The following is an 11,733-nucleotide window of genomic DNA, read 5'->3' on the forward strand; positions in this document are numbered from 1 at the left end:
AAAAGCAAAGACGAAAAAAATTAACTATTAAATCACTGTAATATGTCTGTAAAGCTTACCACATCATTGGTACAGTTCTGCCAATCTTCTGGAATACAGATGAATTTTCACCTTGTCTTAGAAAAAAAATCAGCTAGACAAGAACAGAAACTCATCACATTAAATAAGTATGTCCAGAAATATCCCCAAGGATGGAAAAAAAGATTAGAACTGGCTAATTTACTTTATGAAATGGGCAAATTGCAAGAAGCCGTAATTGAGTATCAGCGAGTGATTGAGCGACAACCTCAATTAATTAATGTGCATCTGCAATTAGGGAAAATCTTGCAGTTAATGGGACTGGAAAAAGAGGCTATACAAATATATCAAAAAGCCCTATCGTGGTCGGAAAATGAAGGGACTCAGCATCATATCAAAGGATTGATTGCAGTTTGTCAAGATGATAGTAACCAGGCAATTGTCGCTTTTAATTTAGCAGCAACTTTAGAACCTGACAAAGTAGTTCATTGGCTCGCTTTGGCACAGGTGCATCAGCATAAAGAAAATTCTCTTGGTACTCTCAGCGCCTTGGAGCAAGTTTTATCCATCAACCCAGATGATGTTTTTTCCTTGATTTACAGCTATGACGCACTGATGGCGGTGGGGGATATGCAAACAGCTAGAGGGCGTTTGAACAGGGTTATAGCCTTAGCTGGGGATGATTTTCGGGTGCTGCAACGACAAATTGATCAATGTTGTCAGATGAGATTTGTATCTGGTCAGGAGGGAAAACAGACTAAAAAGATGATTACCTCTCTACTACAACAAACTCCGCATGGGGCTGAGGCTCATAAATCCCTGGCATATTATCATATTCTCCGGGGCGATTGGGCGCAAGGTGTGGAGGTGTTAGCAGAGTTTACCGCCGAACATCCAAATCATCCTTATGGTTGGTATTACTACGGACGGTGTTTATTTGACATAGGGGAATATCAGCAGGCGGCGCAGATGATGGGGAAAGCTTATCATCTCTATCCCCATGATTGTGAAATTTATCGGGCGTTGTGTGAAATTTTACCTTTTGTAATAGCAGATCCCCCTAAATCCACGCCAGTTCGCACAACGGGGGGAACCCCCGCAAGCGACTGGCTTCCCTTTAAAAGGGGGACTTTGAATAGTGATCCGATTCCCCCCTTAAAAAAGGGGACTTTGAATAGTGATCCGATTTCCCCCTTAAAAAAGGGGACTTTGAATAGTGATCCGATTCCCCCCTTAAAAAGGGGGACTTTGAATAGTGATCCGATTCCCCCCTTAAAAAGGGGGGCTAGGGGGGATCAAATTGTAGATAGAATAAGTCTCTTAGCCCCTCTCCTGGAAGACGTAGTGGAAGAAATGCTAAGGCGGTTTTCTGAACGTTGGAGTGTTTGGGCGACTGCGGGACGAGTGTTAGTCGAACACTTTCAGGAGTTTGAAAGAGGGTGTCAGGTTTCAGAACAGGCAACAAAACTACAACCCCAATTAGCTGATGCTTGGTTTCGTCATGGACGGGTTTTAGCGTTGGCTGGAAAGCATCAGGAAGCGGTTCCGGCGTTGGAGAAAGGATGGCATTTTTTACCAGCATGGGGTTATCTGCAATCTGTACCTGCTGCGGTGTGGCTGGGGGAGAGTTACGGAGTGTTGGGGGATGTTGGAGTTAGTAAACGATGGTGGGAAGTGGCTGGTGAGGGATGTCAGGAGTTGAGAGCGTTTAATCCGGCTATGGCTGATTACTGGTTAGGGAGAGCTTTATTAGGGTTGGGGGATAAGTCGGGAGCGATAAAAGTTTATGAAGGTGCTTTGAGTCAGCAGTTGTTGTATCCAGCACGTGGGGAAGTTGAGAAGATTTTGCAGAGGTTGAAAGGTAAGAGGAGGAAGGGTTCTAGGGGTTGATGGGGGATTTTGGGGAGAAATTGCCTGTAAGTTGAAAAATTCACACATTGGGGTGGGAAAACGTCTCTATCTATAGTTAGGTTTAAAATTAGGTTAAGTACGACAATGCCAATTGATACGAGTCCTTCAACAGTAGCAACTAGTGCCTTACAAGGTATTCCATTTTCTTCCTTGATTGGAGGACCTTTGAACGCAGCGGTTGATGCACAAGTCAAAGCAGCAGGTGCGACAGTAGATTTTATTCAGAATGTTGGTTTAACAGGTCCTGCCGATAACCGTCGTCCTATTCAAGTAGAGTTTGTCTACTATGTTGACGGAAAAGAAGCTAAACTGATGGTTCCTTTGCTAACCATTGTTCCCATTCCTTACTTAGCAGTAGATTCAGTTGACATCCAATTCAAAGCCAACATCAAGGCTGAGGCATCCACATACCAAGAGGATAATAGTTCCTCAGAAACTAGTGTTGGCAATAAGTCATCGGCGACCTTTGGGGGTTGGTTTGCCAAGGGTTCAACTGAATTCAACGCCAGTTATTCCAGTAAAAAGGATTCTAAGGCCACACAGGAATCCAAATACTCTGTTGAGTACACTATGGATCTAAAAATCCATGCGGGGCAAGATGATATGCCTGCGGGGCTGGCGAAAGTTCTCAACATCTTAGAAAGTAGCATCGCACCAACATCAACTAAGCCAAGCATACAAGTATCACCGGATGTCATAGCTATTAAGTCTGGAGACAAGAAGGAAACAGTAGAGATTACAGCTACTTTGTTTGACGACAAAGGTTTACGTGTTGCTGGCAAGGAGCTTACTACTGCAACGACTCTCACCGATACTGGGTTAGCAGTTACTCTTGGTACTACAAACGAAGACGGTATTGTCGAGTTCAATTTAACCTATGACCCTGACACTAACAAAAAAACAGAGCTACAAAAAATTAAACTGAAAATTGAATGTGCCGATCCTAAGGCTTCAAAAACCATTACTGTGCTTATCCCGGCCAAACCATAGGAGCAACTAGGAGCTAAGTCCTCATCTACTGAATCTTCAAATTCTGGTGGCTTGCTGCTGACTTTGTTACCATTGTAAAGACTTTAGTCGATTTGGGTACAAATTGCTCCCTAAGTAGAAGAATGAAAGCCCCATTCTTCTACTTAATGCTTTTGCAAATATTTTTGATGACTTATACAACTGGCATCAGCAGATGAGTTTGTCAAAATAATTCGTAATTGATAATTCGTAATTCGTAGTTGTTAACCCACGACTCAAGTCGGGGGCTTGAAAAAAAAGGAATAATGTTTTTATCTCCATCAATAAATTGAGTTGCTCTGTCCATTAATTACGAATTACGAATTACGAATTAGTAATTATCTGGTCAGAGGGTAAGGTCTTGTAAAATAGCGAGGATCAAATGTTACTTAGCAAACTTGTAAGTTCAATTCTTAATGATTTGACAACGGCTCAAGACTTAGCCAATGAATACTCCAGTCAACTGAGCCACAAATACAAAAAATTTGAGGATGGGAAAGAAAACACCCTGAGTAATTTTCAAGTCCCGGTGGGGATGTTACAAGCAATTGAATTTGACTTAAAATTTGCAATTCAAACTTTAGAAGATAGTTCTACCCTTGATATTGAACAAACACGGCAAAATTGCGATGAAATTGCCCGTAAAGCAGTTAAGCAGGCAATTGAAGCGGTGATAAAATTTATGGGCGAACTGGGTATAACCAATCGCATACCAGAAACTGAAACGGGGCAAATTACTACAGTAGCACCCTTAGTCTCTCGGACGGAATCAGAATCTTCAATCTCTAACGAAGAAAAAAAGCGACGTGATGTAATCAATTTTTGGCAATCAGTCAAAGAAAATATGCGCGATAGAAAATTTGCAAAATTTTTGCAAAAAATTATTGCTCAAGAACTTTTTGAACGAGGAAAAAATCTTTATTTGCGTAATAGTCGTGTTACTGAAGCTAATGTGAAAGAGATTATTGCAGATAAACTTGAAGATGGCGTAATAGGACATGAAGATATTCAAGAGTTACTAGAACAAACACAAGAGATATTTAATAGAGATACAGAAGATATCAGGAATCGTTTAAGGCAGTTATTTAATGAAGTTGCTAATAGTGTTGTGAGTAGGCGAGATACTAAAGAATTAATTACATTAATGCCCGGAGGTTCTAATGCTAATATTATTGTCAACCCTACTGAATTAAAAGAACTACCTCCAGAAATGATTTCCTCTCTCAGAATTAAAGCACAATTGGATAACTACCGATGGATGATATCTGAAAGCAGCCAAAGCTTGCAAAAAGTCCAAGAGTAGAATTAGGAGCTAGATGAAGTTAACTAGAAATTTACAATTCTTTTAGGTAAATTGATTATGAGTAGTGTAGAAGACGATAAGCTGATTAATTTTCGAGATTTGATTGGTGGACCTCTCATCGCCACAATTGAGGCTGATTTTACCGCATCTCAACGTTTTGTTGAGTATATGCTTGAGTATGGCATGGAAAAATTGTCTGATGAAAATGTTCCAGATATTGCGATAGATCCACAGACAAAAAAGCCATTCGGCCGCCTCAAAATGGTGACATTCTGGTATACTCAGGCTAACCCTAAAACGGGAGAAAATGATTATTTCCGCGTTGAAGTTCCACTGCTGTCCCTAATTCCACTACCACTGCTACAAATTCAGCAAGCAGATTTTGATTTTAACATTCGCCTTTTTTCGGAAATTGAATACAAAAGCGAACCTGCTGGACAAAAGGGTGCTTTGGAAAATGGTGTTAAGTCTGTGGAGGAGAAAGCTAATACGAACGAAATTGGAGAATTAAAGGGGTTTAAGGCTCGCTTGTCTCCTTCCGCTGGGCGTTCGGAGGATGGTAAAGTAACTTCCAGTCTGGATGCCAATATGAAGGTAACTGTAAAAATGAAGCAAGCAGATTTACCTGTGGGATTAGCCAGTTTAATGACAGTATTTAATAGTACTACATTTGTTACACAACACAGCCTCAAAAAAGCCGAGAGCGAAAAAACATCTCCAGAAACGTCTCCAGAGGAAGGAACTACTAATGCTGGTTAACTAAACTATTGAGTGGCTAAATCTAGCATTGCTTGGGGTATGTTAGTGTGGCATAGTGTAAGCCAAAGTACAAACATTCCACCCTCTTAACTCTTCCTCTCTGTGCCTGGAGTGCCTCTGCACCAGACACATTCTAACGCCGAAATCTTTTAGTTTATATTTTTTTGCAAGGATTTAATCTATGTCTGCAACACCTTCACAGCCCCGTTCTCCTGGTATCCCATGCCCGAAGTGCAATTTTTTCATTGAAATGTCTATATACAGCTTACTTTCTCAATCTGAGTTCAAATGTCCGGGTTGTTTGTTGACTTTAAATATGGATCGGAATGCGTCGAAATCTGCTTTGGAATTACTACAAACAGTCAACGTACAAAATGAAAACATCCAAAAGCATAAGAAGTTTGATTTGTAACAGAAGTAGTTGTATCACGCGAACAGAGAAGTGGGTTAAATAATCTAGATGAGGACAGATAGGAAGCCGGTAGAACTTGGGTAATTCATCGTTATTTTTGTGGGAATATATGCGAGACAAACGTACTCTCATGATCTTGGTGTGTGTACAAGTAAAAAAAAATCGAAAACACTAAAGTACAAAGCAGAAAAACCGACCCCTAAACAAGAAGGATGAAAGATATGCCTTATGTAGATATCGACAATAACAATGTAGTAAGAGTAGTTGCGACCAACAATAATAAGCTGAGAGTAGAAATAGAGATGTCGCTGCAAAGACATCATTATTTATATTGCCATTTAGCGGAGGCGTTGCCTATAAATAGCCTGATGTATCATTCAGTAGCAAAGCAAGAAGTCAGAAGAGATGCGATGGAAGTAGGAAATAAGCTAGAGGATCTTTTCAAACAAGGGATGGTAGCCCCAGCGCACCTATATGAACAGAAAGTTAAGGTGACAAGTGGAAGGATATATAAAGTAGATAATGTAGCCCAGAATCCGCGTCAAATGGTGAACCATTTCTTTCCAATAAGCGGACCCCAACTGTGGCAACAAATGAGGCAGGAGGAGTATATAGTAATAAGAGAAATTAGGAGGGTGGCGCAGGAAATAGAGAAGAAAAACTATCGAGTACAACAAGATTATAAAAAATGGGAATTCGTAAGCAAAGAGTTGAATAACAATTATTCGGGGTCAGGATTGAACCCAGTAATTGCGAGTTATCGTGCGGCGGTTACAAATTGCAGAATCAATAGAGCAGTGCTTGATGATTGCGATCGTCTAATACAAGTATCTGGGGAGAAAGAAATTGTAATTGTGCTTAAACAATTAATTAGATAAGTAAGGAGAGGAAGATGAGGAAACCGGATGTGATATAATATATAAGTCCTCCAATTCTGGCGAGAAGATGAAAGCAGTGAGGTGACAGGTGAGGTTGTAATTCCTCAAATAGAACAATAGACAACGCTTTCAACACCAGTGCATTAAACGCTGACCAGATTTCTCTCACATCACTCTGGAACTTAACCGACCTTTCCGAAAGCGATAAGTGCGATCGCTCTGAATCGGAAAGTACGCTACTACTCCTATGATTAAATTCGGTGGGTTACGCTGTCGCTAACTCACCTTACCCTAAAGAGTGATCGCAACGAGAACACCGCAGGAATCGCTTTTTTTGTAGGGAGAAGTGCGAGGAACTAGCGCTGCTGCAAGCAGTTCGCCTTTCATAGCCTAATATTCTCAAACATCGCAGTTTTCTCCGGCTTTTGGGGAAGTTGAACAGATTTTACAAGAGCCAAAAGGTAATGAAAGAAAGGATATTGGGGTTTGAAGGTGGATTTCTGGAGAGAAAATTTGCTCGTAACATGAAAAATTCACAAATTGCGGTGGGGAAACGTCTAACTCATATTAAGGTAGTCCAAAAACCATAAAGCCAAAGGTTTAGGTTCTGGAATCCACTCCCAAACTACAAGGAGTTCTGTTACTATGACACAGCCAAGAATTCCTAACACGACAGTCAGCTTTATAGATAATTATTGTACCGTCTACCAAAAATTCTTCCCAGAAGTGAAAAGTTACGAAGCATTCAAGCAATTACATTTGGGAATGACAGCAGAAATTAAGAGGAAGACGTTACCAGCAATTGCCAAAGCAGTAGGATTAATTAACGAAGAATCATTGGTTTATTTCCTAACAGAATCACCTTGGTCTATAGAGGAAATAAGAAAACAAAGACTAGAGATAATTCTCCAGAAATTAGGAGGGAAAGAAATCGTCTTAATTCTTGATGAAACTGGAGATAAAAAGAAGGGAAAAACAACAGATTATGTGGATAGACAGTATATAGGAAATCTAGGGAAAATAGAAAATGGAATAGTATCGGTAAATGCTTATGGAATCTGGCAGGGAATAACATTTCCATTACTATTCAAGGTGTATAAACCTAAAAAGCGACTCAAAGAGAATGATATCTATAAAACGAAAACGCAACTAGTAGCAGAAATAATTACAGAACTGCAAGAAATGGGGTTGAAATTGGAATTGGTGTTAGCAGACAGTCTTTACGAGGAGAGTGAAACATTCTTGAGCATATTGAATCAATATAAACTGCCATTTATCATGGCAATTAGAAGTAATCATGCAGTCTTAATGCCTAATGAGCAAAGGGTTAAAGTCAATAAATGGAAAGAATTTGAGCGAATTTTTACCAATAGTAAAAGTACAAACTGCTATATGAGAGAAATCATTTTTGGCAAACGTAGAAATTGGAGATATTGGCAAATAACAACAGATAAAAATAACCTACCTGATAATTCTACTTGGTATGTGATGACCAACTTATCAGATGCACCTCCGTCTGTAATTGGCAATAATTATGGTTTAATGACTTGGATAGAGTATGGATTTAAACAATATAAAAATCAGCTAGGTTGGGCAGATTTTCGTTGTACTGATTACCATCAAATTGAGCGGTGGTGGGAAATTGTCTCCAGTGCATTTTTGATGATAAGTTTGCAATTCTCTGGCATCAATCAGCCAGAAAATACTAGTAATGATTATTCAGATAAAAACTTGTTATTAAAATTGCGCCAACATCCTTGGTAGAACAAAATTTCTGGCTGGAATAACCGACTGAATAATTTACGCTTACTACTCCAACCCTACATTACTGCTCGGTTAAGCCTCGAAAAGTCATTATATCGTAGGTTGGGTTAAATGAAATGCAACCCAACTTATTTATTATTGTTGGTTAATGTGGGGTTTTGCTGTCGCTCAACCCAACCTACATTTCCTTAACTGTCCCAGAGAGCGATCGCAACGAGAACACCGCAGGAATCGCTTTTTTTCTAGGGAGAAGTGCGATCGCAAAAGCGTAGCATCCCCCAGGTAAACCCAAGGGCGTAGCTGATAAGTTGGGCGGCGCGTGGGGAAGTCGAGAAGATTTTGCAACGGCTCAAAAGCAATGTGAGAAAGAGTTCTAGGAGTTTAGGGTGGATTTTTTGGGAGAAAATTTGCCTGTAACTCGAAAAATTCCCAAATTGGGGTTGGCGAACGTCTAATTAAGTAAGCGGTCAGAGAAAACCGCTTAGAGTCCATGACATAGCTACATCTTTCTTAACACAAAATGAGTACATCCCGCAAAATACAGATTGCACTTGGGGCAATTCTCCTGTGGTCATCTACATCAGTCAGCAGCTTTGCTGCTACCAACACTATTACCCCAGGAAAAAATCAGTCAGTCACCGTTAAAATTCCTGTTGAAAGTATTCCATCTAGGCAGTTAAATTTAACACCAGATACTAAATTAATTGCATTTGATTTTGGTTCTCTACTTAGAATGATGCCTAATTCATCTGTTTATATCGCAGAATTTGAAGCGGCTTGGAAGCAATCAGACAGGAAGCAAAGAATATTGACTTTCTGCAACACTAAAGCACCAGGTGGGGACGTTGAAACCTGTTATCAGTATCTAAGAATGTGGTTAATTGATAAAGACAATAAATATATAGATGCAGGATTCAATCCGCCCGACCCAGGTATCGACGGAAACGACTTTTCCGATCTATTGAGGGCTAAACCGCCTGGCAAGTAATCCAACCCATGACGAGAAATGGGCATTTCGGCGCTCATTGATAACCGAGAATCAAGGTCTTGATTGTTAGTGAACCGACGCTCTTTCGGTGTTCACATCCCCGACTTTTTGAAAAAGTCGGGGAGCTTAGTGTTTAGGAATCATTTAGGATTGCTATAAATTAAGGTTCAGATCCTTGTTCATGTGTAACTAGGGTTTGCTGTTCGCGTAGCGTGCCGTAGGCATAAAAGTTATCTGTGTTCGCGCAGCGTGACGTAAGTCATGGGCTAGGAGTCAGAATACATCCGTCAGGAGACGCTTCGCAGACCTCCGGTTCAGGAGTCAGGAGGAAGAATTAGAAGAAGACAAGAATCGTCTTGAATCTGTTCAAGTGATAGGTTTTTTCTAGTTTCAGAGCTTATTCCTTGCACCTGATTCACCGTTTTCACCTTCAAACTCTTGATATATCTAAGTTTTAGCTTTATTAAGCAAGTAACGCACCATTCCTATCTCGGTGGGTTACGCTATTGCTAACCCACCCTACGTTTTAGGGCGATCGCCGATGGATTTAATAGCGATCGCTTTCAGGAAATAGGAAATGCGTAGGCATAGCCCGTCGTAGACATCGCGTTTTTGTGAGGAGAAGGGTGAGCGCATTGGGGAAATAGGAAATGCGTAGGCATAGCCCGTCGTAGACATCGCTGTTTTGTAGGGAGAAGTGCGATCGCTGACGATTTATGGGCTACACTAGCGATAGGCAAAAAAACGAATCTCACACTTCTTTTAAGAGAATTGCTAATCATGACTAAACTAGAAATAAATCAATTCCAGTCTGATTTGAGTAAATATCTCGACTTGGTAATCAAAGGAGAGAAGATCGTTATTACCCAAAATGATAAACCAGTGGCAGAGATTTCCCCAATTCAACACCCCTTAAAACGAGGCAGTGCTAAAGGGAAAGTATGGATGTCATCAGATTTTAACGAGCCTCTCGAAGACTTTCAGGATTATATGGAATGAAGTTATTATTAGATACCCATATATTTCTTTGGTTCGTCAATGACGATCCGCAACTGAACGATCGTCTAAAAGATTTAATCGAAGATAAAAATAATACTATTTATTTGAGTATTGCTAGTCTTTGGGAAATGTCTATTAAGCATAATTTAGGAAAGCTAAAATTTGAGAGTTCATATCAAGAGTTTGTGGAGGCAGAAATTATTCAAAGTTGTCTTAATGTACTTGACATCAAAGTAAACCACCTTTATGTTAATACTCATCTACCTTTATACCATAAAGACCCCTTTGATCGGCTGATTATTGCTCAATCCATAGCCGAAAATATTCCTCTCATCTCTGCTGATGCTATTTTTTCGCAGTACCCTGCAACCATCATCAATTAGCCAGGGGATCGCATTGGGGAAATTGGAAATGCGATCGCCCTACCTGTCCCAGAGAGCGATAGCGAAGCGCTGCTGCAAGCAGATCGCTGTTTTGTGGGGAGAAGTGCGATCGCCTTTTATTTACAATCATAAGTAATAGGCGTAGCAAATTGTAATATTACTGACTCCAATCTTGAATTTCTAAGTTTTCTATTTTTCCAAAATCTCTGATATTATTTGTGACCATAATCAAATCGTTGGCTATGGCAATTCCTGCTATCAGAATATCAATGTCGTCAATTGGCGTTCCTTTATTTCTTAAATTGGCATAAATATCAGCAGAGATGGTTGCAGAACCTGTCGTTAGGGGTAAAACCGTATTGTATGAAGCAAATTCTAAAAAAGATATAAGTTGTTTTTGCGCGTCACGATGTTTTAATCCACTGACAATTTCATAATAAGTGATGATGCTAATGTTGATTTTGTTATGCTCTTTCAGATAGGCTTGAAAACGCTCAACAACTAGACTATGATTTCGGAAGAAAAAGGATAAAATGTTTGTGTCAATCAAGACTGGCTTCATCACTTCTTCTTCCTAAAAATGCTTGCTGGCGACGTGTGATCATTTCTTCATTGAAGTTAGCAAATACTTCATCTGTCATATCATTCCAACAGCCAGCAAACTGCATATTTTTTTTAAGTGAAGGTTGAGATACTTCTATACCTAATCGAAAATAATGAATAAAATTATATAATTCTTCTAATTTATCTGATGGGACAAGATTTATTTCTGTAATAACTTTTGTGCGTAGGTTGAAAGAATCCATAGCCAGTTAATATAAATTGATTGAGTAACAAGTTAATTATATCTCACATTCCATTTATTTACAGGATTGTAACAGTGAAATGACCACTTTATAGGTAAGATGGTCGTTGAATCCAGTATCAATAATAAAATCAACAGAAAAATCTGGTTGTGTAGGTAAACGAAAAATTACTGGCACTACTGCTTTACCGTCAATCAATCTCCCGTAAATCATTTGACAGTACGCTCAATCGCTCCCCCAAAGCTGACAGCAACATCATAACCAATCCGCATCGTAAATAATCTCGCATTTGGTTTTTTCTGCTTTAACTTTAATGCTGTTTCTACACCAGTTTGATCAATTCCGTATTCGCCGGTTTCCGCATCAATTACAATCATCTTGCCAATGTTATCATCACACTCTACTTGTTGCCGAATGCCATTTTCGTAAAATTGTTTAGCTCTTTGGGCAACTTCTTCTACAGTCCAAAAAATAGCCTGCATGATCATTACACCTGCTTTGTGC

15 protein-coding genes are annotated in these 11,733 nt (G+C 39.7%); 10 read left to right on the plus strand and 5 right to left on the minus strand.

From position 1 onward, the window contains the following. Positions 1-99 precede the first annotated feature (99 nt). From H6G59_RS27410 to H6G59_RS18590, 8 genes are all read left to right on the plus strand, one after another. The gene (locus tag H6G59_RS27410) at positions 100-1,908 is read left to right on the plus strand and encodes a tetratricopeptide repeat protein (RefSeq protein WP_190716996.1); all 1,809 of its coding nucleotides are present in this window, start codon (positions 100-102) and stop codon (positions 1,906-1,908) included. Between the two features lie 105 nt (positions 1,909-2,013). Then, positions 2,014-2,919, plus strand: a complete 906-nt coding sequence (locus tag H6G59_RS18565; RefSeq protein WP_190716998.1) for a DUF2589 domain-containing protein — start codon at positions 2,014-2,016, stop codon at positions 2,917-2,919. Between the two features lie 400 nt (positions 2,920-3,319). Beyond that, entirely contained in the window at positions 3,320-4,240 is a 921-nt protein-coding gene (locus tag H6G59_RS18570) for a hypothetical protein (RefSeq protein ID WP_190717000.1), read from the plus strand. A gap of 57 nt (positions 4,241-4,297) precedes the next feature. Then, a complete protein-coding gene (locus H6G59_RS18575; protein WP_190717002.1) occupies positions 4,298-4,999 on the plus strand; it encodes a DUF2589 domain-containing protein in 702 nt (233 codons plus the stop codon). A gap of 624 nt (positions 5,000-5,623) precedes the next feature. Then, positions 5,624-6,289 (plus strand): hypothetical protein, encoded by a 666-nt coding sequence (locus H6G59_RS18580; RefSeq protein ID WP_190717004.1) that lies wholly within the window; start codon positions 5,624-5,626, stop codon positions 6,287-6,289. Positions 6,290-6,753: 464 nt separating this feature from the next. Next, a complete protein-coding gene (locus H6G59_RS27645) occupies positions 6,754-6,879 on the plus strand; it encodes a hypothetical protein (protein WP_277924644.1) in 126 nt (41 codons plus the stop codon). 55 nt (positions 6,880-6,934) lie between these two features. Then, a complete protein-coding gene (locus tag H6G59_RS18585) occupies positions 6,935-8,053 on the plus strand; it encodes an IS701 family transposase (RefSeq protein WP_190717006.1) in 1,119 nt (372 codons plus the stop codon). A gap of 520 nt (positions 8,054-8,573) precedes the next feature. Further along, the gene (locus tag H6G59_RS18590) at positions 8,574-9,041 is read left to right on the plus strand and encodes a hypothetical protein (protein ID WP_190717008.1); all 468 of its coding nucleotides are present in this window, start codon (positions 8,574-8,576) and stop codon (positions 9,039-9,041) included. Between the two features lie 519 nt (positions 9,042-9,560). On the opposite strand, the gene H6G59_RS18595 is transcribed toward H6G59_RS18590, so the two are convergent. Beyond that, positions 9,561-9,719 (minus strand): hypothetical protein, encoded by a 159-nt coding sequence (locus tag H6G59_RS18595; RefSeq protein ID WP_190717010.1) that lies wholly within the window; start codon positions 9,717-9,719, stop codon positions 9,561-9,563. Positions 9,720-9,821: 102 nt separating this feature from the next. Between H6G59_RS18595 and H6G59_RS18600 the strand changes: the two genes are divergently transcribed. Both H6G59_RS18600 and H6G59_RS18605 read left to right on the plus strand, forming a co-directional pair. Continuing rightward, positions 9,822-10,040: a type II toxin-antitoxin system Phd/YefM family antitoxin gene (locus H6G59_RS18600; protein WP_190717012.1), complete on the plus strand. Its 219-nt coding sequence runs from the start codon at positions 9,822-9,824 to the stop codon at positions 10,038-10,040. Then, positions 10,037-10,423, plus strand: a complete 387-nt coding sequence (locus H6G59_RS18605) for a type II toxin-antitoxin system VapC family toxin (RefSeq protein WP_190717014.1) — start codon at positions 10,037-10,039, stop codon at positions 10,421-10,423. Before H6G59_RS18600 ends, H6G59_RS18605 begins: the two co-directional genes overlap by 4 nt. Here the strand turns inward: H6G59_RS18605 and H6G59_RS18610 are convergent. From H6G59_RS18610 to H6G59_RS18625, 4 genes are all read right to left on the minus strand, one after another. Continuing rightward, entirely contained in the window at positions 10,416-10,553 is a 138-nt protein-coding gene (locus H6G59_RS18610) for a hypothetical protein (protein ID WP_190717016.1), read from the minus strand. The two genes, H6G59_RS18605 and H6G59_RS18610, sit on opposite strands and share 8 nt — an antisense overlap. A 27-nt stretch (positions 10,554-10,580) precedes the next feature. Continuing rightward, on the minus strand, positions 10,581-10,985 hold the full coding sequence (locus H6G59_RS18615) for a type II toxin-antitoxin system VapC family toxin (protein ID WP_190717018.1): 405 nt from the start codon (positions 10,983-10,985) through the stop codon (positions 10,581-10,583). Continuing rightward, on the minus strand, positions 10,966-11,229 hold the full coding sequence (locus tag H6G59_RS18620) for a hypothetical protein (protein ID WP_190717021.1): 264 nt from the start codon (positions 11,227-11,229) through the stop codon (positions 10,966-10,968). The genes H6G59_RS18615 and H6G59_RS18620 overlap by 20 nt, the downstream gene beginning before the upstream one ends. 209 nt (positions 11,230-11,438) lie before the next feature. Continuing rightward, entirely contained in the window at positions 11,439-11,711 is a 273-nt protein-coding gene (locus tag H6G59_RS18625; RefSeq protein ID WP_190717023.1) for a hypothetical protein, read from the minus strand. Positions 11,712-11,733: the final 22 nt, after the last annotated feature.

Source organism: Anabaena lutea FACHB-196, from assembly GCF_014698305.1.
Classification (GTDB): Bacteria; Cyanobacteriota; Cyanobacteriia; order Cyanobacteriales; family Nostocaceae; genus Anabaena; species Anabaena lutea.